This is a genomic window from Rhizobium sp. A22-96, assembly GCF_053521805.1.
In genome coordinates, this window is record NZ_JBNWDQ010000004.1 from 625,758 (window position 1) to 646,491 (window position 20,734).

The window sequence follows — 20,734 nt, forward strand, 5'->3', positions numbered from 1 at the left end:
GCAGCCCCGGAGGCGCCTGCCTCAATAATACTCGACGCGCGTCTCATTGAGCACGACGCGGATGACCCGATAGACATACAGGAAGCTGGCAAGACCAAGGGTCACGATGATCAGAATGGCCCAAAGAATGACGTGTCCTATCGAGTGACCAATATTGAAGGTGCAGTTAAAACGACCGATTGGGCGACCGGAACCATCCAGCAGTTCGGTTTTATTCAGGACAGTCCGGTTAAGGTAATAGGGAAATACGATCAGGGCCAGGCCGAGCGTGACGATCGTCAATATGATCCGGAGAACGACGCTGCCGATCGCTTCAACTATGCTGAATGTGCATCTCAGTCGGCCGATGCGAGTCGTGGCTACAGTGATTTCGGACAATTTATTCACCTTTCAAAATACTAGCGGATGCTTAGGTCAGGTTCGATAGATGCAATGAAAAACGCTATTCCGGAATGGTGCATACCATTATCGAAAATCGCGTAAAAGTGGTATTTATAAATATTTTCTACTTCGGGATTGGCATGGGTGAACCATATCCCGGCATGTTGAGTGCAATGGAAGGTGAACCAGGCGCGATCCAATATGGCGTTTAAGAATCGCCTTCATATATTTCGCAATGCGACGGTATTCGCGCCGCCGTCAAAATGACGCGCGCAGATCGAGCTTTAGATTCCCGCCGAGGCAGCACCTGCTGTTGGAGCAATGCTGGTAGCGGCGGCGATCATGCTGGTGATTGATGGTGCCCCATGCCGGAGTCGAACCAGCACTTCTTTCGAAACTCGATTTTGAGTCGAGCGCGTCTACCAATTCCGCCAATGGGGCAACGGATCATGACGAGGCGGCTGTCTAGCATGTGATCGGCGGGGCGCGCAAGCCGGGTTCGGCACATATTGCGAGTGTTTCCGCAGGGTTGCGGTTTGGCCCATGGCGTTGATGACGCCATGGGCTTTTGCTTTCTAATCTCAGTGCGCCAGGGCCGGGCCCTTGGTGGTGGAGCCGGACTTTTGCAGGGTGATCGCCAGGATCGCGGCGAGCAGGCAGAAGGCGCCGGCGACGAAGAAGGCTGGCAGGTAGGTGTTGAGCTCGGTGCGCGTCAGGCCGGCACCATAGGCGGCGGTGGCGGCGCCCAGCTGGTGGCCGGCAAAGACCCAGCCGAAGACGAGGCCGGCCTTTTCGCGGCCGAAACGGTCGGCGGCGATCTTGACGGTCGGCGGCACGGTGGCGATCCAGTCGAGGCCGTAGAAGACCGCGAAAATCGACAGGCCGTAGAAGGTGAAGTCGCTGAAGGGCAGGTAGACCAGCGACAGGCCGCGCAGGCCGTAATACCAGAAGAGCAGCCAGCGATTGTCGAAGCGGTCGGAGAGCCAGCCGGAGCCGATCGTGCCGAAGAAATCGAAGATGCCCATGACGGCGAGTACGCTGGCGGCTGCGACCGGCACGATGCCGAAATCGCCGCAGAGCGTGACGAAATGCGTCTGGATCAGGCCGTTGGTCGACAGGCCGCAGATGAAGAAGGTGGCGAACAGGATCCAGAAAGTGGAGGTGGTGGACACCTCTCTCAGGATCGACAGCGGCGAGGCGAGCGCGGCCTTCAGGTTCTTGGTGGCCGGCGGCGGCGGTGTGACGTGGATCTCACCGACCAGCGGCAGGTTGACGTCCGAAGGGCGGTCGCGCATCAAAAGCAGCACGATGAGGGCGGCAACGACGATCATGCCGCAGACGAAGATGACGGTGGTGCGCCAGCCGTAGCGCGTCGTCAGCTCGGCCATCAGCGGCAGAAACACGAGCTGCCCGGTTGCGGAGCTGGCCGACAGCATGCCGATGACGAGGCCGCGATGCTTGGTGAACCAGCGTGTCGAGACGGTCGCCGCCAGCACCATGGCGGTGAGGCCGGTGCCGAAGCCGACGATGATGCCCCAGCAAAGCAGCAACTGCCAAACCTGCGTCATGAACAATGAGCCGATGAAGCCGACGCTGATGGTCGCAAGCGCGAAGACGATGACCTTGCGGACGCCGAAATAATTCATGAAGGCGGCGGCGAAGGGTCCCATCAGGCCGAATAGCAACAGCCGGACGGCGAGTGCCGAGGAAATGGACGACGTGCTCCAGCCGAACTCGTCCTCCAGCGGCTTGATGAGCACGCCGGGTGCGCCCATGGCGCCCGCGGTGACGAGCATGGTGAGGAAGGTGGCGCCGACGACGACCCATCCGTAATGGATGTTGCGCCGGGCGAGCGTCGAAGCAAGAGCAGTCGAGACCATGGGGTGCGTTCCAATAGAGTTTCTTAATCTTGGCATCAGGAGCGGAGGGGCGATGAAAGCGCTTAATCGCGAAAGGCCAGGGGTACCGTTTCGCTTGTAGCGCCAGGCCGCTCTTCCGGCTTGAACGTTTGTGTAAAGGCGTTTAGATGATAGCGATCATATTTGTTGCATATTCATGATGGTCATCATATAAATTGTCAATACAGATTTATTGAAGCTCTGATGGAGTTTTTTGATGAGAGTGAGCCGGGAAAAATTTGCCGAGAACCGCGAGAAGATTCTTTCGGTTGCAGGGGAGCTTTTTCGCGAAAAGGGTTTTGACGGCATCGGTGTCGCCGAGATCATGAAGGCGGCCGGCCTGACGCATGGCGGTTTCTACGGCCATTTCGAATCGAAGGACGAGCTGGCTAGCGAGGCCAGCAAGGCGCTGGTATCGCGCTCGCTCGAGCGCTGGAAGGAAGTGGCGGCGAGTTCGCCGGATCAGCCACTAGAGGCGCTGCTCGCCCATTATCTCTCGCATCGCAACGTCGTGGAGCATGCGACAGGCTGCGTTTTCGCCTCGCTGACCCAGGAGGTCAGCCGTCATGGCCCGGAAATGCAATCGACCTTTACCGGCGGCCTGATGGGGCTGGTCGAAGTCCTTGAAGATATCGTTCCGGGCGAGACGGCGGAGGACCGGCGCCGTCGGGCCTTCGCCAGCCTTTCGGCCATGGTTGGCGCCGTCATCCTGGCGCGCGCAATGGACGATACGGCGCTCTCACACGAATTCCTGTCGGCAACCCGGCAGGAGCTGACGCCTCCGCCGGGCAGCGACAAGGATTGATCGATCCTTTTTAGTCGCGGAAGGCGAGCAGCCCGTTTGCCTCGACGATCTCCTTGAACTTGCCGTCGGGTGCGGCGGCAAGCAGTTCTGCCCGCAAGGCGGCTTCGAAATCGGCGGCCTTGTCGCCCAGCGCCTGTGGCGAGGTCGACGACATGGAGAAGACGCGGCCGACGATATCCTCGATATCCCTCGTATATTCCGTGACGACGCCGATGCGTTCGATATTGCGGAAGGGCGAGGCCAGCAGCATGGCTTCATGCGGCGCCCAGGCCTTGCTCTTGCGCAGCAGGCGGTCGGCATTGCGTTCCGGCGAATAGGTTTCGGCCAGCGGCTCGACGATCCCGCGCCAATCCGGCTCCGCCAAAATGCTCTTGTCGTGGAAAAGCACGACCGCGCCGCCCGGCTCGATCAGCCTGTCCAGTGCTTCAAGCGTTGCCGGCCTGTCCATCCAATGGAATGAGCGGCCCATGACGCAGAGGTGCAGCTTGCCGATTTCAGGTCCGAGATCGTAGGACGAGCCCTGCTTGACGGTGATGTCGACGCCGGCATCCTGAGCGCCGGCTTCGGCGGCGGCAAGCATTTCCGGCTCCGGATCCATGGCGATGACGGTTGCGCCCTGCAGCCGGGCGAAGGCGATGCCGAGCTGGCCGGGGCCGCAGCCAAGGTCGAGCACATGATCGCCGGCTTTCAAGCCACTGCGCTCGGCGACGCGGTCAATCAGCCTGTCCGGATAGGGGATGCGGTAGCGCAGGTAATAGGCCGCAGTCGATTGAAAGCGCCGCGCTATGAAGGGAACTGTGGTCATCGGATATCATCCTCGGGGCTAGGAACCTCGATCTGTTAAGCCTCAACTGTGACCCGTTCGTGAAGTCACTTTTGCGCGATTTGCCGCGGGGTCATTGGCTTCGGAGGGCTGGGGTGAGGGGGCCGGGCAAGTCCGATGCTGCAACGGTGAATGCGCCTGACCAGCTCCAAAAGCTCCGGTCACTTAAAGCCAGCAACGCCATGCGGGATATAAGGTGCTTCCAGCGTCTCGATTTCCTCCGGCGTTAATTTGACGGCCAGGGAAGCGACAGCATCGGTGATGTGGCCAGGCTTCGAGGCGCCGATGATCGGGGCGGTAACGGCGCTCTTCTGCAGGATCCAGGCGGTTGCGACCTGTGCGCGGGCGATGCCGCGGGCCTTGGCGATGGTGCCGACCGCATCGACGATCTTATGATCGGCGTCGACAGCCTGGGTGTAGAGCGTCTTGCCGAATTCGTCGGATTGCGTGCGTGCGGTCGCTTCGTCCCAATCGCGGGTGAGGCGGCCGCGGGCAAGCGGGCTCCAGGGGATGACGGCGATCTTCTGGTCCTCGCAGAAGGGCAGCATCTCGCGCTCTTCCTCGCGGTAGAGCAGGTTCAGATGGTCCTGCATGCTGACGAATTCGGTCCAGCCGTTGAGGCGCGAGGTGTAGATCGCCTTGGCGAATTGCCAGGCATGCATCGACGACGCGCCGATATAGCGGGCCTTGCCGGCCTTGACGACATCGTGGAGCGCCTCCAGCGTTTCCTCGATCGGTGTCGTGTAATCCCAGCGGTGGATCTGGTAGAGGTCGACATAGTCGGTGCCGAGACGGCGCAGGCTGTTGTCGATCTCGTCGAAGATCGCCTTGCGAGACAGTCCAGCGCCGTTCGGGCCCGGACGCATGCGGTTGAAGACCTTGGTGGCAAGCACGATGTCGTCGCGGCGGGCGAAATCCTTGATGGCGCGGCCGACGATTTCCTCCGACGAGCCGTTGGAATAGGTGTTGGCCGTATCGAGGAAATTGATGCCGGCCTCGATCGCCTGCCGCAGCAGTGGGCGGCTGCTCTCTTCATTCAGTGACCACGCATGGGTGCCTTGGTTGGGGTCGCCATAGGTCATGCATCCCAAGCAGATGCGAGAGACCTCAAGACCGGTTCTGCCAAGCTTCACGTATTCCATCGATATTCTCCGTCCGTTCGAGTATCCGGCGCAAGAGCGCTCCGCCGCCGAGGGGCGAACGAATGTGTGATCGACAGCAGATTAGCGGAGCGAAACGCTGTCGTGCAGATCGATAATTTACAACAGGCTTAGAGTCGGCGCCAAATAAATCGAGCTGTGATTTGTGGGGATTGTGGTGACAACTCATTTGAGGGTCGCGACAGGTTGTGTACGACTGGAAGCCCAATCAATCGGCGAGTTCTTATGCGTTTTTTCCAATTCTTCCGTAACCGCCGTCCCTTCGCTGCCGCTATCATCGGTCTTATTTTCGGGCCTGCGATCGTCATGGCCTATCTCGGCAAAGCTCGTTTGGCTGTCGGCTATTTGTTAATCGCCAATCTCGCCGTCTTTTCCCTGAACATCTTGTTTCCCCATTTCACGCCGGCACAGGCTGTCGGGATTGTTTTCGTTTGCATCAATCTGATCGGGTGTTTCCACGGTTATGTCGCTGCCCATGCCAGTCTCTATGGTGGGCGATATCCGTGGTTTTCGCGTTGGTACAATATTGCGCTTCTTTTTTGGTTCGCTCCTCTGTGCTTCGCTTTTGCTATTCGCACATTCGTCGTTCAGCCGTTCACCATACCGGCCGGTTCCATGATGCCGACGTTGATACCGGGCGACTACGCACTTGTGACCAAATTCCACTATGGCTATGGGCGTTACTCTTTCCCATATCGTCCCGGTTGGATACCCCTGAAGTTATTCGGTGCGCAGCCAAAGCGGGGAGATGTCGTTGTGTTGGCGCTCCCTCCGCAACCGGAAATCGATTACGCAGAACGCGTCATGGGATTGCCTGGCGATCACATTCAGATGAAGGCTGGGATCGTCTTCATCAACGGAAAGGCCGTGCCTCGCGACGCCGAGGGTACGATCGTGTCGAACTACGATATGCAGCCCGGCGAGCTCCCCGTTTTCGGCGAGGTACTGGACAACGGCGCCCGCTACCAGACTCTCGATATCTCAATAGATTCGCGAGGAGACAATACCCGTGAATACATCGTGCCCGGGGGACATTATTTCGTCATGGGTGACAATCGCGATAATTCCAACGACAGCCGGTTCGAGGTGGGGTTTGTGCCGGAGGCGAACATCTATGGCAAGGTCTGGTTGCTATTCCGCCGCGATGGAGTGAAGACTGGCTGGATCCTCGTACATTAGGCTGGCGGTCGCCTTTCCGTATGAATAGCGGCAATTCCAATTGTTTTCTTGAATAGCCTGCTCCGGAGGTGTTAGCTGCACCGCACCATTTTTCCGGATATTCCGCATGAAATTGCCCCCGCGTGATACTTATGAAGCCCTCTATCGTGATTTTCGTTGGGAGATTCCGGCGAAATTCAACATTGGGCATGCCGTTTGCGATGCCTGGGCCGAAGGTGAGCCGGACCGGATCTGCCTGCAGCATTTCAATCCGGACGGCAATCACCTTTCCATGACCTATGGCCAGTTGCGGGATTGCTCGGCGGCATTCGCCAATGCGCTGACGGCGCTTGGCGTGCGTGCCGGTGACCGGGTGGCGCTGTTGCTGCCGCAGAGCTTCGAAACGGTCATCGCCCATGTGGCGATCTACAAGATGGGAGCGATCGCGCTGCCGCTGGCGTTGCTGTTTGGCGCCGAGGCGCTGGAGTATCGGCTGAAGGTCTCGGGTGCATCGGTGATCGTCACCAACCGCTTCGGCCTTGAGCGATTGCGGCCGATCCGGGACCAGCTGCCGGATCTGGCGCGCGTGATCAGCATCGACGGTGCGGAGGATGGGGTCTCAGGTTTTGCCGATCTGGTGGCCGCGTATCCGTCGCTTTTCGAGATAGCCGATACCGGTCCCGACGATCCGGCATTGATGATCTTCACTTCGGGCACGACAGGGCCGCCGAAGGGCGCTCTGCACGGCCATCGCGTCCTGCCGGGGCACATTCCCGGCATGCAGTTCGCCCATGAGGGCTTTCCGCAGGCCGGTGACAGGCTCTGGACGCCATCCGACTGGGCCTGGGCAGGTGGCCTCTTGAACGCATTGCTGCCGAGCTTGATGCTTGGCGTGCCCGTCGTGTCTTCCCCGGCGCAGAAGTTCGATCCGCATATGGCATTCCGCATCATGGCGGAGATGGGCGTGCGCAATGCCTTTATCCCGCCGACAGCGCTGCGGCTGCTGAAGGCGGTCGACAATCCCCGGGCGCATTATGATCTGAGACTGCGCAGCATCGGTTCGGCCGGCGAGGCGCTCGGCCGCGAGACCTTCGAATGGGCGCGCTCAGTGCTCGACATCAACGTCAACGAGTTCTTCGGCCAGACGGAATGCAATTTCGTGCTGTCCTCCAGTGCCGCCTTCGGTGTCAGCCGCCCCGGCGCGACGGGCAAGCCGGTGCCCGGCCATCGGGTCGCGGTCGTCGATGCCGATGGCGTCGAGGTGGCCCTGGGGGAAAGCGGGCAGATCGCGATCAAGCGGCCCGATCCCGTGATGTTCCTCGGCTATTGGCAGGATGAGAAGGCGACCGAGGCGAAGTTCGCCGGCGACTGGTTGCTGACAGGCGATATCGGGCGGCAGGATGCGGAGGGCTATATTTCCTTCGTCGGCCGCGACGATGATGTCATCACGTCTTCCGGCTATCGCATCGGCCCGAGCGAGATCGAGGATTGCCTGAGCGGTCACCCGGCCGTGCAGCTTGCCGCGGCGGTGGGCAAGCCGGATGCGGTGCGCACCGAAATCGTCCGGGCCTATGTCGTCCTAGTTCCCGGCCACGAGCCGAGTGAGGCGCTGGCCGCCGAGATCCGTGATTGGGTGAAGACGCGGCTTTCCATGCATGAATATCCGCGCGAGATCGAATTCGTCGATGCCCTGCCGCTGACGACATCGGGCAAGGTGATCCGCCGTCTGCTGCGAGAGCGGGCAGCTTCCGAAATCAACGCTTCGTAAGCGACAGGATCTTTTCGCGCAGCAGTTTCGCCATGTTGCGGGTGCTGCGATACATATGCAGTTGCGCGGCGATCTGCCGGACATCGCGGTCGCCGTTCTGCGTCAGGCCGATGATCAGCGTGCCCATGTCTTCGCGCTCGTGCCAGAAGCGGCTCATGATCGGATGATCGGCGACCGCGCAGGAGTCGGAGCGGACGACGTTTGCATCGTCCAGATGCCATTCCGTCAGCTCACCCATCAGCAGTTTGCCCGGCGAATAACGGGCATAGGCCTCGTCATAGGCCGTCTTCCAGGTATAGGCCTCGCCGCCCATGATCAGCACGATCATCGAGGCGATGGCCTTGCCGTTGAGGTCGATGGTGTGGATACGGACGGCATCGACGGCCGCGAGGTTGGAGATCGCCTCGCGGGCAAAGGCGGCATGGTGGCGATCGGTGACCAGCGCGCTGCGCTTCTTGCCCTTCCAGCCACTCGCTTCGAGCGTCAGATATTCTTCCATGCGCGCGTGGATGTCGCGAGGTTGGCGGGCGACGTTGTAGGCGACATCGCCCTGCGTTTCCAGCAGCCGCCATTGCCGGCGCATTTCGCGCAGATGGGCATTGGAGATCGTTCGCTTGAGATAGGCGATCGCATCCTCGTTGCTGTGGAGCATGGGACGCTGGAAGGTGTTTGCCACGGTGATGGGCAGGTTGCGGCCGATGGCGACGATCTTGGCCATCTGTGCGAAGCGGCCGTTCAGGCGAACGTCCGGCAGCACCAGCGCTGTGGGAAGGCGCAGGTCGTGGTTCGCCAGTCCTTCGAAGAGATTGTCGAGCGTTTCGCCAGCGTCCTCGGCATCGACCAGCGGCGTGCCGAGCGGACCGAAGGAATTCGACCAGACGCGGATGATCGACGGGCCGATCGCAAAGCCGGGCTTGTCAACCGTGAAGGGCATCAGCAGGCGCATGCGGCTGCGCGTGCCGTTGTTGTCGCGCATCAGCGCCAGACGAACCTGGCGATCCTCAAGGCGCGGCATGGCCGGCGCCAGGAAGCGGCCCGAAAAGAAGACATTCGGCTCCATGGCGCGGTTGGAAAGAAAATCCAGTTCGTCCTGCAGCTCATAGCCGAGTTTGCCGGGATAGAGGCAGAGCTCACGTCCGGCCCGGCCGACCTCGACCCTGGCCTCGGCCTTCGGCGTGTCGAAATGCAGCGCTGCGAGCGTATGCGTCAGTGCATTCACCTGGCTGTCCGTCGTTTCGGTATAGGGCGGGCGCGTCATGGTCTAGAGAGCCCCGTTCGTTGCTGGTGGCGCCGTCGGACGGCGGATGAGTGCGAAGAGCGTGATGCCGAGCGCATGGCGTACGGCGAGATGCAGCAGCAAGGCCTCGACCGCCATGGCACCGGCGCCGGCAATGGCCGCGCCTTCGATGCCGAAATGCGGGATGAGGATGATGTTCAGCCCGATATTGGCGACGAGCGTGACGGCATAGAGATAGACGCAGAGCATCTGCTTGTCGGCCATGGTCAGCAGCACTTCGGCGGGGCCGACCAGCGCCTTGACGAGAATGCCGGCGAGGAGAATGGCCATGACCACCTGGCCACCGGTGAAGGCGGCACCGAAAAGCGAAAGCAGGAATTCGCCGGCGGCGAGCACCGCAAGGCCGACGGCAAGTGCTGGAAAGAAGGTCCAGCGTGTGGCTTCGGTGGCGAAGGCGGCAAGCTTGCTGCGGTCGTTTTCCGCGATAATGGTTGCGAAGCGCGGGCCGATGGCGGCTTTGACGGCGAAATAGACGAAGTGAACCAGCGCCATGGTCTTAGCGGCGGCGAAATAGACGGCCACTTCCTCCGGATCGAGGAAGATCCCGACGACGATGACATCGGCGTTGGTGAGGAGATATCCGACGCCTTCCACCAGAAATATCGGAAAGGCAACGGCGAGCCAGACGTTGAACTCGATGGTTTTTGCGCCGCTCGGGTAATGGCGGCGCAAGCGCAGCGAGACGACCAAGTATTGCAGCAAGACGCTGGTGAAGGCGCCGGCCAGTGCCGCCGTCATGGCGGTGACGGCATCTCGAGGTGCGCCGGCAAGGACGGCGCCGATCATGAAGAGCAGTATCAGCGTCGGGCGGATCAGGAAGGTCGGGCTCAAGGCCATGACCGGCCAATGCCGGGCGCGCGCCGTACCGTCGAGCACGTCCCCAAGTGCTATCATCGGCACGGCAATGAGGCCAAGGAAGATCGGCATGATGTAATAGTGCTCGATCGCGCCGCTGAAAGCATAGACGAGGGCCGCGCCGATCAGCGCCAATGTGCCGGAGACGGCAACGACAAACAGACGTGCCGTGGCATTCAGGCCGCGGACGGCATCATGATTGCCGTTGGCATCGTAGAGCGGCAGAAAACGGATGATGGCTGTCGGGAAGCCGAGGCAGGCAAGATTGCCGAACAGGATCATCAGCACCCAGACGAAGACGAAGACGCCATATTCAAATCTGCCCATCAGCCGGGCAAGGATGATCTGCGACAGGAAGGCGAGGGCTGCGCCGGCAATCCGGATGGTGAAGGCGATCAGCGCCATGCGCTGGGAGACGGCCTTTTCATCATTGCCGGTAAAGAGGCTGGCAAGTTTGCGCAGATATGGCGATAGCGCGGTCCGCAATGCGGACGGCAGCATTCTCTCCGCTGTTTGAAAGACCGCCATGATCAACACGCAATACTTTTAATATGATCCGAACCTCACGATAGTTTTGGCAGAGGAGGGTTAAGAATAGGTTCTTGCGAACCTTCGAAAACAACATAGGGGACGGCCCGCTGCTGCAATAAAAAATGCCGCCCGGAGGCGGCATCCTATTGATCTAGCAAAAAGAACGAAGCCTCAGACGACTTCCGTGCTCTCGAATGCACCGTGACAATGCTTGTATTTCTTGCCGGAGCCGCATGGGCAGGCTTCGTTGCGACCGATGCGACCCCAGGTTGCCGGATTTTGCGGATCGCGACTTTCCGGAGACACGAAGTTCTCGCTTACGAAATTCAGAGGGGCGAATTCATCTTCGCCCGTGGTGGCGTCGATGTGACGACCCTGCATCGGCGGCGTCTCCGGCTCGGCCGGCTGCTGTACGAGTTCGACGCGCGACAGCTGACCGGTGACGGCCTGGCGCAGGTTGTTCAACAGGGACTGGAACAGCTCGAAAGCTTCCGCCTTGTATTCCTGCAGCGGATCGCGCTGGGCATAGCCGCGGAAGCCGATGACCGAGCGCAGGTGGTCGAGGTTGACGATATGTTCGCGCCAGAGATTATCCAGCGTTTGCAATACGATGGACCGCTCGACATAGGTCATGATCTCTGGGCCGAAGCGCTCGGCCTTTTCGGCAGCAGCCTTTTCAGCCGCTTCGGTCAGGCGAGCCCGGATGTCGTCCTCTCCGATGCCCTCTTCCTTGACCCAGTCGTGGATCGGCAGGTCGAGGTCGAAGAAGTTGACGACCCCCGCGTTCAAGCCGTCGGCATCCCACTGCTCCGCATAGGCGCGCTCGGGAATGTGCTTGGAAACCAGATCCTCGATGACGTCATGGCGCATGTCGCCGACGGTTTCGGTGAGATCGGTTGCATCCATCAGCTCGACGCGCTGCTCGAAGATGACCTTGCGCTGGTCGTTCAGCACGTCGTCATACTTCAGAACGTTCTTGCGGATATCGAAATTGCGGGCTTCGACCTTCTTCTGCGCACGTTCCAGCGCCTTGTTGATCCAGGGATGGACGATGGCTTCGCCTTCCTTGAGACCGAGCTTCTGCAGCATGCCGTCCATACGGTCGGAGCCGAAGATGCGCATCAGGTCGTCCTGGAGCGAAAGGTAGAATTTCGAGCGGCCCGGGTCACCCTGACGGCCGGAACGGCCGCGCAGCTGGTTGTCGATGCGGCGGCTTTCATGGCGTTCGCTGGCGATGACGTAGAGGCCGCCGGCGGCAATCGACCGCTGCTTGAGTACCTTGATTTCCTCGGCAATCCGGGCGATCGCAGCATCGCGTTCCGGACCGGGCTCGACGTCGTGCAGATCGCGCTCGACGCGCATTTCGAGGTTGCCGCCGAGCTGGATGTCGGTGCCGCGGCCTGCCATGTTGGTGGCGATCGTTACCGCGCCGGGAACGCCGGCCTGGGCGACGATATAGGCTTCCTGTTCATGGTAGCGGGCGTTCAGAACCTGGAAGTTGTTGAAGCCCTGCTTGCGCATGAGATCGGCGAGGAGCTCTGACTTTTCGATCGAAGTCGTGCCGACGAGCACCGGCTGATCACGCTTATGCGCATCGAGGATCTCGGCGATGATCGCCTTGAATTTCTCTTCATGCGTACGATAGACCTCGTCGTCCTCGTCGATACGCTGGATCGGCAGGTTGGTCGGCACTTCGATCACGTCGAGGCCGTAGATGTTGCCGAATTCTTCGGCTTCTGTCGCCGCCGTACCGGTCATGCCGGCAAGCTTGCCGTACATGCGGAAATAATTCTGGAAGGTGATCTGCGCCAGCGTCTGGTTTTCCGGCTGGATCTGTACCCGTTCCTTGGCTTCCAGAGCCTGGTGCTGGCCATCCGAATAGCGGCGGCCCGGCATCATGCGGCCGGTGAATTCGTCGATGATGACGACTTCATCGTTGCGGACGATATAGTCCTTGTCGCGCTGGAAGAGCTTGTGAGCCTTGAGCGCATTGTTGATGTGGTGAACGATCGCGACGTTCTCGACGTCGTAAAGCGATTCACCCTTCAACAGGCCGGCTTCGGTCAGCATGTTTTCCAGCTTCTCGGTGCCTTCTTCGGAGAAATTGGCCGAGCGCTGCTTTTCGTCGATCTCGTAGTCATCCTTGGTCAGGCCGGGGATGAAGGCGTCGATCGTGATGTAGAGATCGGAACGGTCGTCGAGCGGGCCGGAAATGATCAGCGGCGTACGGGCTTCGTCGACCAGGATCGAGTCCACTTCGTCGACGATGGCAAAGCTGTGGCCGCGCTGAACCATCTGGGCGCGGTCATATTTCATATTGTCGCGCAGATAGTCGAAGCCGAGCTCGTTGTTGGTGCCGTAGGTGATGTCGCAGGCATAGGCTTCGCGGCGTTCGTCATCGGACAGGCCGTGAACGATGACGCCGGTGCGCATGCCGAGGAATTCATAGAGACGACCCATGGTGGCGCTGTCGCGCTGTGCCAAGTAGTCGTTGACCGTGACGACATGAACGCCCTTGCCGGCAAGCGCGTTCAGATAGACCGGCAGCGTTCCGACCAGCGTCTTGCCTTCACCGGTCTTCATTTCGGCGATGGCGTTGGAATGAAGGATCATGCCGCCGACGAGCTGTACGTCAAATGGTCGCATGCCGAGAACGCGGCGCGAAGCCTCACGGGCCACCGCGAAGGCGGGAACGAGGAGGTCGTCGAGGGTCTTGCCATCGGCGAGCTGCTGGCGGAACTCAACCGTCTTGGCGGCCAAAGCTTCGTCGGACAGCGCACGCATCTCTTGTTCGAGAGCGTTGATGGCAACGACATTCGGCTGGAACGACTTAACGCGACGGTCGTTGGACGAGCCGAACAACTTGCGGGCAATTCCACCTAGGCTGACCATGTCACTGGTCCTTTCTGAGATTTCATCCGGCCGTTCCCTGCTTTATCCATTCCCAAAAAAACGGGAGTATAGCACAAAACGGCCGGAAACTGTTCTGGACGCGAGGTTGCGTGACAGATAAGAGGGGGGTCGATTGATGTCAACGGGATTTGGCCGATACACAAAGGCCACATTCTCCTGCTGAAGGCTTTTTCACGCCGGAATCATATCTATCGAGCCGGTCGAGATCACCGAAGGGTTATTTTATGTTGAAGTACAACAAACTTGCTGCGGTTGCTTTCGCAACAGTCTTTACCTTCCACGGGCCGGTTTTTGCGGCTGACGCCAAGGATGCGGTTGTCGCCAAGGTCGGCGATGTCGAAATCCATCAGTCCGAACTCGATCTGGCGATCGCCAATCTCGATCCGCAGCTCGGTCAGCTGCCGGACGATCAGAAGAAGGTCGCCGCGCTTTCCGCTTCGATCGATGTGAAGCTGCTTTCGCAGAAGGCTGCTGCCGAGAAGCTCGACCAGACGCCGGATTTCCAGGCTCACATGGCCTATCTGCGTGACCGCGAGCTGCACAATGCCTATTTCAAGGCGCATGTTGCCGACGCCATCACGGATGCCGAAGTCAAGGCTCGCTACGACAAGGAAGTCGCCGCACTTCCGAAGCAGGAAGAAGTGCATGCCCGTCACATCCTGGTGAAAACCGAGGATGAAGCCAAGGCAGTCATCAAGGAGCTCGATGGCGGCAAGGACTTCGCAGAACTTGCCAAGGAAAAGTCCACCGACCCGAACAAGGCTGACGGCGGCGATCTCGGCTATTTCGGCCATGGCCGCATGGTCAAGGAATTCGAAGACGCTGCCTTTGCCCTGCCGGTCGGCACCTACACGAAGACCCCGGTCAAGAGCGATTTCGGCTGGCACGTCATCAAGGTCGAAGACAAGCGCGTTGCTCCGCCACCGCCGTTCGACCAGGTCAAGGACCAGGTTCGTCAGCTCGTCATGCGCGACAAGTATCTTGAGCTTCTGAACAAGGCCAAGCAGGACAGCAAGGTTGCCATCAGCGACCCGGCGCTCAGCAAGGCCTATGAAGACGCGCAGAAGCAGCAGGATGCGGCACCGGCGGATGACGCCATCGCTCCTGCCGACGGTGCGGCAGCGCCCGACACGCAGCCGCAGCAGTAATTGATAGCAGTCAAGCAATCAGGGCCCGGTTTTCCGGGCCCTTCACTGGAGCCGGATGATTTTAGGTCGCATTGACCTAAAATCTGAATCCGCTCCAGAATCAAAGAAGCAGAGCATGATGTTGTCCGAAAACCGCCTACACTTTTCGGCATCATGCTCGTTCAGGTGGCTCTCATGTCCGGTTCCGTTTCTCCACTCGCTCCCAAAAGCTTCGTTTCCATGCCGGCCCTTCGCGGCGTTCGCATGACCACGGCGTCTGCCGGTATCAAGTACAAGAACCGGACCGACGTCCTGCTGATGGTTTTCGATAAGCCCGCAGCCGTCGCCGGCGTGTTCACCCGCTCGAAATGCCCTTCGGCTCCTGTCGATTTTTGCCGGACGAACCTGGCGCATGGCAGCGCCCGCGCCGTTGTCGTCAATTCCGGCAATGCCAATGCCTTTACCGGGTTGAAGGGCCGCCAGGCGACAGAACTGACCGCCAAATCTGCCGCCGCCGCTGTCGGCTGCGGTGAAAACGAAGTCTACCTCGCCTCGACAGGCGTGATCGGCGAGCCCCTGGACGCGACCAAGTTTGCCGGCGTGCTCGACACGATGGCCAAGGATGCTGTCAGCGATTTCTGGTTCGAAGCGGCAAAAGCGATCATGACGACGGATACTTATCCGAAGGTCGCGACCCGCAGCGCCGAGATCGGTGGCGTCAAGGTTACCATCAACGGCATCGCCAAGGGTGCCGGCATGATCGCGCCTGATATGGCGACGATGCTTTCCTTCGTCGTCACGGATGCGGATATTTCGTCTTCCGCACTGCAAACGCTGCTGTCCGAAGGCGTCGGCCCGAGCTTCAATTCCATGACGGTCGACAGCGATACCTCGACCTCGGATACCCTGATGCTGTTTGCCACCGGCGCCGCCTCGGCTGACGGACAGGAGCATATCGACAGCGCCAGCGATCCGAAGCTTGCGGCTTTCCGCATAGCGCTCAACGAACTCCTCAAGGATCTTGCGATCCAGGTCGTCCGTGACGGCGAGGGTGCCACCAAAATGCTCGAGATCACCGTGACCGGTGCCGAGAATGATAGCGCCGCCAAGCGCATCGCGCTTTCGATCGCCAATTCGCCGCTGGTCAAGACCGCGGCTGCCGGCGAAGACGCCAACTGGGGTCGCATCGTCATGGCGGTCGGCAAGGCCGGCGAAATGGCCGATCGCGACAAGCTTGCCATCTGGTTCGGCGATGTCCGCGTTGCCGTCAACGGCGAGCGCGACGCTTCCTATTCCGAAGAAGCGGCCTCGAACGTGATGAAACAGCAGGATATCCCCGTGAAGGTCGATCTCGGCCTCGGCAATGGCCGCGCGACGGTCTGGACCTGCGACCTCACTAAGGAATATGTTGCCATCAATGGCGACTATCGGAGCTGATACCTAGCTGATGCATGCGCAGTCCACGATAAACAAGCTGCCGCTGGTGCGCAGGCTCGAAGCCGTTGGCTTTCGGGCCTGGCCTGCCTCATCCGTGCAGTATGACGGCAGCTGGCAAGTTCGGCTGACGGCGGGTCACCCTTCCAAGCGGCTCAATTCGGTGGTGCCGCTCGATCCTTCCGATCATCGCGATCTCGAAATCCGGCTGACGAAGGCGCAGCGCAAGTTCGAAGCCTATGGCAGGCCGATGGTTGTGCGCGAAACGCCGCTTGCCTCGCCACAATTCATCGATCTGCTGCGTGGGCGCGGCTGGACGCGGTTTGAAGAAACGCTTGTTATGACCGCCGATCTGATCGACCTCGAACTGCCTGACATGCTGGACCATCTGCCGAGCCACGATGTCGGCCGTTACGTCGATGCCAGTCTGTTGGTCGACGCGGCCGATCCTGCATTGAAGCCCGCGCTGGCGGAAGTGGTCAGCAGCATCAAGCCGCCTTCCGGCCTTTTCGTCATCGAGAATGATGATGCCGGGCCGGTGGCGACGACGCTCTGCGTGCAGGACAATGATCTTGCCGGCATCATGTCGGTTGCGGTCTCGCCGCAGCATCGGCGCAAGGGGCTGGGTGCGGAGATCCTGACCTCGGCCCTGCGCTGGGCGCGGATGCGCAGCGCCAAGACGGCTTGGCTTCAGGTGGGCGCCGACAACGCACCCGCTCTGGCGCTTTACGAGCGTTTCGGATTTCGCGAGGCCTATCGCTACTGCTACTGGCGTTCCTCGGAGGAAGCATGAGCGAGGCCGGCCGCAAGATCATTCTCGTTGCTGCCTGCGCGCTCATCGATACGGATGGCCGCATCCTTCTCGCGCAACGCCCCGAGGGCAAGTCGCTGGCCGGCCTCTGGGAGTTTCCAGGCGGCAAGGTCGAGGCCGGCGAGACGCCGGAGGAGACATTGGTGCGCGAGCTTGAGGAAGAGCTCGGTATCCAGACCAAGATTGCTTGCCTGGCGCCGCTGACTTTCGCCAGCCACACCTATGAAACCTTCCATCTGCTGATGCCGCTCTACATCTGCCGGCGTTACGAAGGCATCCCGCATGGTCGGGAAGGGCAGGCGCTGAAGTGGGTGCGGCCGCAGGCCCTGCGCGACTACCCGATGCCGCCGGCCGACGAGCCGTTGATCCCCTTCTTGCAAGATCTGCTGTAAGCTCAAATTTCCTTGAAGCGGAAGTTCGATTTCACGAGCTGATCGAGATTGTTCGCCATAGCCTCTCGATGGGAAGGCTCTGTCTTCGGTGTTCTCCGTAGCAACTCCGTCAACATTTCGGATTGTCTGGCTGAATCCCGGCGGATTGCCTCGAGATGTTCGAGCATCAATCCGAAGGTAAAAATCACGGCACCGCAAAATGCATACATAAGGGTGACGACCAGCCCCGGAACCAAACCGCCGATGCCTCCGAGGAAAAGCATCCAGATGCCGATCATGATCGCAACGGCTATGACGATGCCGCCGACGGCTTTAAACAGAACCACCATATATTAGCCTTTATGCAACTTATGATAACAATTTGCCTTCATAGGTTGCATCAAGGTATGTGTAGGTCAATCTCAATTTATTGGTGTTTGCGAGATTTACTTGTTCTTTTACGTGTTGCTGCCGGAGATGTTTGAAGTCCGATGATGTGTGGGATTTCTTTTGGGCTCTCGAAGCAAGCGTTTAGTGCGTCCGGGGACGGCACATCGCAAACAGGGTTAACGAAAATTAGCCATTTAATATCAGGCCTGTAACCCGAATCGGCCGGTGTCCCAGAATTTTACGTCTCATTAATTTGCATGTGGATATTAAGGGATCGTTTATGACCTTCTGGCATTCAATGCTCTCAATCAAGCAGGTTGTTGGGTGCGTTAAAGAAGGCTTGACATAATGGACGACGATTTCTGGAAAGCTGTTCAGGAAAAAGAGCAGTCCTATTCCACGTCGCGCAAGACGGGCGCGTTGAATATCGCTTTGCTGTTCGGTACGGCGGCGGTGGCGCTTTCGCTTATCCTGACGCCAATGCTCTCCGACAAATCCAAGTCGCGCGTGCTTGCAAGTGCACCCGATCTCGACAATATTACCACCGGGTCGATCCCGCAGACTGAAAACGGCAAGCGTTATACCATCCGCCGCAGCGTGCTGCAGCATGAGCCGGGTTCGGTCTGCATCGTTCAGGGGTACGGCGCGGATAGCGGCTGCCAATAAAGCTTAAGCATAGCCTGCCAGATGCCATGACAGCATCGGATTCACGAGATGTTGATGTCCAATGCTGGAGCTTTGAGCGTATGCGTTCCGTACGGCGTTTTTTTAATGACAAGACCGGTGCAACGGTCATCGAATATGGGCTGATTGCTGCCCTCATGTCGGCAGCGATCATCAGCGGTGTCGGCGCCTTTGGCGGCAGCCTCGCGAATACGTTTAGCCTATTGTCCAATACGGTTCAGAATTCCACCGCCAACCAGAACTGAGGCGATTGCGAGCTGCATTCGCTTCAGTCGACTGATTATTGCTTGAGTTTGTGCTCCTCGACCTTCAGGGCATCGGCGAGCCGTGCCTTTGCCGAGCCCGGCCGCTGCGGCTTCTGCTGGCTCTCATGCGGTGTCCAGCCGGATACATAGATGATCGAGAACGTCGCCCTGATCCTGCCATCCGCATCGGAATAGCGCTCGGCATAGAGTTCGGCCGCGCGCAGGAAGAAGGCGCGCGTCAGCGGCTTGCGGCTGCGATCGGCAAGCGGGTTGGTCATGCCCATGGCTCGCAGATCGCGCATCAAGGCGAACAGATTGTCGTACCGTACCGTATAGGTCTCCGCATCTATGACAGGCAGGGTGAAGCCGGCCCGTTGCAGCAGGCTGCCGACATCGCGAACATCGGCGAAAGGGATCACGCGCGGGCTGGCGCCGCCCGTCAGTTCGATCTCGGTTGCCAGCAGCACGTCGCGCAATTCCTGCAGGGTTCCCAGGCCGGGGATGGCTGCCAGGAAGAGGCCATCGGCCTTCAATGCCCGGCGGATCTGGATGAAAACGCCTGGAGTATCGTTGGTCAGATGCAGGCTGAGCGGCGACAGGACGAGATTGACGGAGTCCGTCGCCAGCGGCAACTCCTCCAGCGGTGCCTCGATGATTGTCTCGTCTGGCTGGGCAAAACCGGTCTCGTTTTCGATCCTGCGGAGATTGCCGATCTTGCCGGTGGCCAATGCCAGCCGCGCTGCGATACCGGTTGCGCCATGAAGCTCCACGGCCTCGTCGAAATGCCGCTCCGTGACGCCAAGTCGCTCGGCCAATTCTTGCGCCGCGATATCGAGAAGAAACGCCGCCTTCGTATCTCCCTGCCTCAGCGCCCGGCGCTTGCGGACAGCGAGCAGCGATTGGTCGAACACAGTTTCCATGGCGGTTTCCTGCAATCTCATCAGTTAGGCGAGGTGTGGCGGGTACGGGCGTTTTCCTTCGCAAAGCCTGCGGGAAAAAGCTAGTGTCAATCATATGGGGATGATGGTGCGTGAAATCACGTTGTCGATGCTGCGGTTCGGGCTCACACGGCCCTGGCTGGCTTTGGCCGATCTGGTCTACCCGCCGGCCTGTCCCGGCTGTGGGGTTTCCGTCGGGGCGCATCGCGGTCTTTGCGCTGCCTGCTGGTCCCGCATCCGTTTCATCGAGCGGCCCTATTGCGAGGTTCTCGGCAGCCCGTTTTCGCATGATCTTGGCGCGGGCATCCTCAGTGCCGAGGCGATCGCCGATCCCCCGGTTTTCGACCGGTTGCGCTCCGCTGCCGTCCATGACGGTATCGTCCGCGATCTCGTTCTCAGTCTGAAATATCGCGATCGTTCCGATCTCGCGCCGATGATGGCCGGCTGGATGCTGCGCGCCAGCGATGGGACGGTCGCTGCCTGCGACGCCATCATTCCGGTGCCGCTGCATCGGGCGCGGCTGTTTACGCGCAAGTATAATCAGGCAGCCGAGCTTGCCCGCCATATCGCCCGCCTTTCCGGAAAACCGCTGCTCGCCGCGACGCTGCTGCGTGTCAAGCGCACGACCCAGCAGGTCGGTCTCGGCGCCAAGGCGCGGCAGGACAATGTGCGTGGGGCTTTTGCTCTTTCCGAGCATCGGGCTGCCGATGTGTTCGGCCGGCGTATCGTGCTGGTTGACGACGTCTATACCACGGGCGCAACGGTGGCTGCGGCAACCCGCGCTCTTAAGAAAGCCGGTGCGGCGGATGTGACTGTTTTGACCTTTGCAAGGGTCGTCGGCCATCTTATATGACAGTAAATTTAAGTTTTCCGGAGTGAATCATGGCATCCGTGGTTATTTATACGCGTGAGTTTTGCGGCTTCTGCTCTCGGGCCAAGTCGTTGCTCGATTCCAAGGGCGTCGACTATGTCGAGCACAACGCCACCTATTCGCCCGACATGCGCCAGGAAATGATCTCGAAGTCGAACGGCCGCTCGACCTTCCCGCAGATATTCATCAATGGCGAGCATGTCGGCGGTTGCGATGATCTCCATGCGCTTGAACGGGCCGGCAAGCTCGATCCGATGCTGGCCGCCTGAACCGC

20 protein-coding genes and 1 tRNA gene are annotated in these 20,734 nt (G+C 59.9%); 11 read left to right on the forward strand and 10 right to left on the reverse strand.

What is annotated here, in order from left to right:
• Positions 1-21: 21 nt before the first annotated feature.
• The 3 genes from ACQZ6F_RS21300 to ACQZ6F_RS21310 form a co-directional block, all read right to left on the reverse strand.
• Positions 22-378, reverse strand: coding sequence for a DUF6693 family protein (locus tag ACQZ6F_RS21300; protein WP_449093737.1), 357 nt, complete (start codon positions 376-378; stop codon positions 22-24).
• Positions 379-737: 359 nt separating this feature from the next.
• Positions 738-822: transfer RNA gene (locus tag ACQZ6F_RS21305), tRNA-Leu, on the reverse strand.
• A 140-nt stretch (positions 823-962) separates the two neighbouring features.
• Entirely contained in the window at positions 963-2,261 is a 1,299-nt protein-coding gene (locus ACQZ6F_RS21310) for an MFS transporter (protein WP_077471734.1), read from the reverse strand.
• Between the two features lie 235 nt (positions 2,262-2,496).
• Here ACQZ6F_RS21310 and ACQZ6F_RS21315 point away from each other — a divergent pair, with 235 nt between their 5' ends.
• Positions 2,497-3,084: a TetR/AcrR family transcriptional regulator gene (locus ACQZ6F_RS21315; protein WP_449093736.1), complete on the forward strand. Its 588-nt coding sequence runs from the start codon at positions 2,497-2,499 to the stop codon at positions 3,082-3,084.
• A 10-nt stretch (positions 3,085-3,094) separates the two neighbouring features.
• On the opposite strand, the gene ACQZ6F_RS21320 is transcribed toward ACQZ6F_RS21315, so the two are convergent.
• Both ACQZ6F_RS21320 and ACQZ6F_RS21325 read right to left on the reverse strand, forming a co-directional pair.
• Positions 3,095-3,889 carry a class I SAM-dependent methyltransferase gene (locus tag ACQZ6F_RS21320; RefSeq protein WP_449093735.1) on the reverse strand — a complete coding sequence of 265 codons (795 nt, stop codon included), beginning with the start codon at positions 3,887-3,889 and terminating at the stop codon, positions 3,095-3,097.
• Between the two features lie 179 nt (positions 3,890-4,068).
• Positions 4,069-5,049, reverse strand: a complete 981-nt coding sequence (locus ACQZ6F_RS21325; protein ID WP_449093734.1) for an aldo/keto reductase — start codon at positions 5,047-5,049, stop codon at positions 4,069-4,071.
• Between the two features lie 324 nt (positions 5,050-5,373).
• On the opposite strand from ACQZ6F_RS21325, the gene lepB reads away from it, so the two are divergent.
• Positions 5,374-6,246, forward strand: a complete 873-nt coding sequence (gene lepB / locus ACQZ6F_RS21330) for a signal peptidase I (protein ID WP_449093733.1) — start codon at positions 5,374-5,376, stop codon at positions 6,244-6,246.
• Positions 6,247-6,352: 106 nt separating this feature from the next.
• On the forward strand, positions 6,353-7,993 hold the full coding sequence (locus tag ACQZ6F_RS21335) for an AMP-binding protein (RefSeq protein ID WP_449093732.1): 1,641 nt from the start codon (positions 6,353-6,355) through the stop codon (positions 7,991-7,993).
• Here the strand turns inward: ACQZ6F_RS21335 and ACQZ6F_RS21340 are convergent.
• The 3 genes from ACQZ6F_RS21340 to secA all read right to left on the reverse strand — a co-directional run bounded on the left by ACQZ6F_RS21340 (position 7,980) and on the right by secA (position 13,568).
• Positions 7,980-9,251 carry a GNAT family N-acetyltransferase gene (locus ACQZ6F_RS21340; RefSeq protein ID WP_449093731.1) on the reverse strand — a complete coding sequence of 424 codons (1,272 nt, stop codon included), beginning with the start codon at positions 9,249-9,251 and terminating at the stop codon, positions 7,980-7,982. The two genes, ACQZ6F_RS21335 and ACQZ6F_RS21340, sit on opposite strands and share 14 nt — an antisense overlap.
• Positions 9,252-9,254: 3 nt before the next feature.
• The gene (locus tag ACQZ6F_RS21345) at positions 9,255-10,682 is read right to left on the reverse strand and encodes an oligosaccharide flippase family protein (protein ID WP_449093730.1); all 1,428 of its coding nucleotides are present in this window, start codon (positions 10,680-10,682) and stop codon (positions 9,255-9,257) included.
• A gap of 165 nt (positions 10,683-10,847) precedes the next feature.
• Positions 10,848-13,568 carry a preprotein translocase subunit SecA gene (gene secA / locus ACQZ6F_RS21350; protein ID WP_077471728.1) on the reverse strand — a complete coding sequence of 907 codons (2,721 nt, stop codon included), beginning with the start codon at positions 13,566-13,568 and terminating at the stop codon, positions 10,848-10,850.
• Between the two features lie 245 nt (positions 13,569-13,813).
• Here secA and ACQZ6F_RS21355 point away from each other — a divergent pair, with 245 nt between their 5' ends.
• The 4 genes from ACQZ6F_RS21355 to mutT all read left to right on the forward strand — a co-directional run bounded on the left by ACQZ6F_RS21355 (position 13,814) and on the right by mutT (position 17,353).
• Entirely contained in the window at positions 13,814-14,737 is a 924-nt protein-coding gene (locus tag ACQZ6F_RS21355) for a peptidylprolyl isomerase (RefSeq protein WP_449093729.1), read from the forward strand.
• A gap of 174 nt (positions 14,738-14,911) precedes the next feature.
• On the forward strand, positions 14,912-16,153 hold the full coding sequence (gene argJ, locus ACQZ6F_RS21360) for a bifunctional glutamate N-acetyltransferase/amino-acid acetyltransferase ArgJ (protein WP_449093728.1): 1,242 nt from the start codon (positions 14,912-14,914) through the stop codon (positions 16,151-16,153).
• 10 nt (positions 16,154-16,163) lie between these two features.
• A complete protein-coding gene (locus ACQZ6F_RS21365; protein ID WP_449093727.1) occupies positions 16,164-16,943 on the forward strand; it encodes a GNAT family N-acetyltransferase in 780 nt (259 codons plus the stop codon).
• Complete coding sequence (gene mutT / locus ACQZ6F_RS21370; protein WP_449093726.1) at positions 16,940-17,353, forward strand: 8-oxo-dGTP diphosphatase MutT; 414 nt, start codon at positions 16,940-16,942, stop codon at positions 17,351-17,353. Before ACQZ6F_RS21365 ends, mutT begins: the two co-directional genes overlap by 4 nt.
• 2 nt (positions 17,354-17,355) lie before the next feature.
• On the opposite strand, the gene ACQZ6F_RS21375 is transcribed toward mutT, so the two are convergent.
• Positions 17,356-17,631, reverse strand: coding sequence for a hypothetical protein (locus ACQZ6F_RS21375; protein WP_449093725.1), 276 nt, complete (start codon positions 17,629-17,631; stop codon positions 17,356-17,358).
• Between the two features lie 439 nt (positions 17,632-18,070).
• On the opposite strand from ACQZ6F_RS21375, the gene ACQZ6F_RS21380 reads away from it, so the two are divergent.
• Both ACQZ6F_RS21380 and ACQZ6F_RS21385 read left to right on the forward strand, forming a co-directional pair.
• A complete protein-coding gene (locus ACQZ6F_RS21380) occupies positions 18,071-18,388 on the forward strand; it encodes a hypothetical protein (protein ID WP_034481918.1) in 318 nt (105 codons plus the stop codon).
• Between the two features lie 80 nt (positions 18,389-18,468).
• Entirely contained in the window at positions 18,469-18,651 is a 183-nt protein-coding gene (locus tag ACQZ6F_RS21385) for a Flp family type IVb pilin (RefSeq protein ID WP_077471723.1), read from the forward strand.
• Positions 18,652-18,686: 35 nt separating this feature from the next.
• Here the strand turns inward: ACQZ6F_RS21385 and ACQZ6F_RS21390 are convergent, their stop codons facing one another.
• Positions 18,687-19,571, reverse strand: a complete 885-nt coding sequence (locus ACQZ6F_RS21390) for a class I SAM-dependent methyltransferase (RefSeq protein WP_449093724.1) — start codon at positions 19,569-19,571, stop codon at positions 18,687-18,689.
• Positions 19,572-19,665: 94 nt separating this feature from the next.
• On the opposite strand from ACQZ6F_RS21390, the gene ACQZ6F_RS21395 reads away from it, so the two are divergent.
• The gene (locus tag ACQZ6F_RS21395) at positions 19,666-20,442 is read left to right on the forward strand and encodes a ComF family protein (protein ID WP_449093723.1); all 777 of its coding nucleotides are present in this window, start codon (positions 19,666-19,668) and stop codon (positions 20,440-20,442) included.
• 29 nt (positions 20,443-20,471) lie between these two features.
• On the forward strand, positions 20,472-20,729 hold the full coding sequence (gene grxC, locus ACQZ6F_RS21400; protein ID WP_449093722.1) for a glutaredoxin 3: 258 nt from the start codon (positions 20,472-20,474) through the stop codon (positions 20,727-20,729).
• Positions 20,730-20,734 lie beyond the last annotated feature (5 nt).